1 protein-coding gene is annotated in these 1,223 nt (G+C 48.2%); it reads right to left on the bottom strand.

The window, feature by feature from the left end:
* Window positions 1–1,134 (bottom strand): IS66 family transposase (locus tag Q1A70_RS19975; protein ID WP_299695776.1); only part of this gene is annotated, 1,134 nt, incomplete at its 3' end.
* Window positions 1,135–1,223: the final 89 nt, after the last annotated feature.

Genomic DNA, 1,223 nt, shown 5'->3' with positions numbered 1-1,223 from the left:
TGCTTTTCGTGTCTCGAGAGACGCACCTTTTAAGCGGGATTCTATCCCATAGAGCTTCTGGATTTTAGCCAGCGCTTTATCTGCTTTACCTGACTTACCTTGAAGCTTCTTAGCATCCATGAACTTACGACGTGCATGCGCCAAGCAGCCAACATTGGTCACTTGGTGAAGGCCGTCATAGGCACCATAGCCATCGGTTTGCAGATAACCACTGTAATCCCCCAAGAAGGCAACAGGGCACGCCCTCGCGCGACTGTTTTGATAGTCGTACAAGGCGATATTTTTCACTTTGGGAAGTGCGGCTTCTGGCGAGTCTGCGCCCGAGCAGTAGAGCCACATATAGCACTGCTTATCTTCCTTGAGCACATTGAGCGGTGTTTCATCCGCTTGAACCACTACTTGCTCTAATAGGTGTGTTTTCAAGGCGGCATAAAGCGGTGCGAACTTCTCACTGACTTGGATAACCCACCTCGCCATAGTAGTGCGCGATAGTTCGATACCCGATTGGGTAAATAGCGACTCTTGGCGATACAGTGGCATTGCGTATTGGTATTTGCCAAGGATAATATTGGCCAACAAGCTTTCTGTGGCAAAGCTTTTAGGGATAATGCTTTGTGGCGCTGGCTTTTGAACGATACGGCTGTTGTCTTCAGTTTGCTCGCACTGACGACAAGCATATTTAGGACGAACATATTCCAGCACTTTGAGTACCGCTGGCGAGAACTCTAGCTTTTCACTGCGGTCTTCACCGATTTTATGCAGGCTATGTTGGCAGCAAGCGCACTGTTTTTCGTTGTCATCTAAATCGAGTTCGATAACCTCACGAGGCAAGGTCTTTGGAAGTGGCTTACGTTTACCGCGCTTCTTCGTTGTGGTGCTCGTCGTAACCTCAACCTCTTCTTCTTTGGCAGCTTCACATTCCACTTCGTTGAAGAGGTCACCTTGAGATGCATCGTAAGGCTTTAACACCTCCGAGCGTTTAGCGAACTGGCGTTCGAAGGCAAGTTTGAGTTGTTCAAGTAGCGACTGACGCTCTTGTTTCAATCGGCTTTCTGACGCCATTAGCGCTTTCACCATCGCTTGTAGCTCGGCAACATTTTGACTTTCTGGGTTGATATTTGGCGTCTTTTTCATGGCATTTATACTAGGGCGTGTTGACCTTTCGCGGTTAAATTTTGTTCGAGATAAAAGCGTTTTAATCGCGGCGAGGGGGAAGTAGCCTA

Origin of the sequence: uncultured Vibrio sp. (assembly GCF_947488985.1) — a bacterium.
Classification (GTDB): Bacteria; Pseudomonadota; Gammaproteobacteria; order Enterobacterales; family Vibrionaceae; genus Vibrio.
Note: the sequence above shows the minus strand (reverse complement) of the source record. Positions and strands in the feature narration are given on the sequence as shown.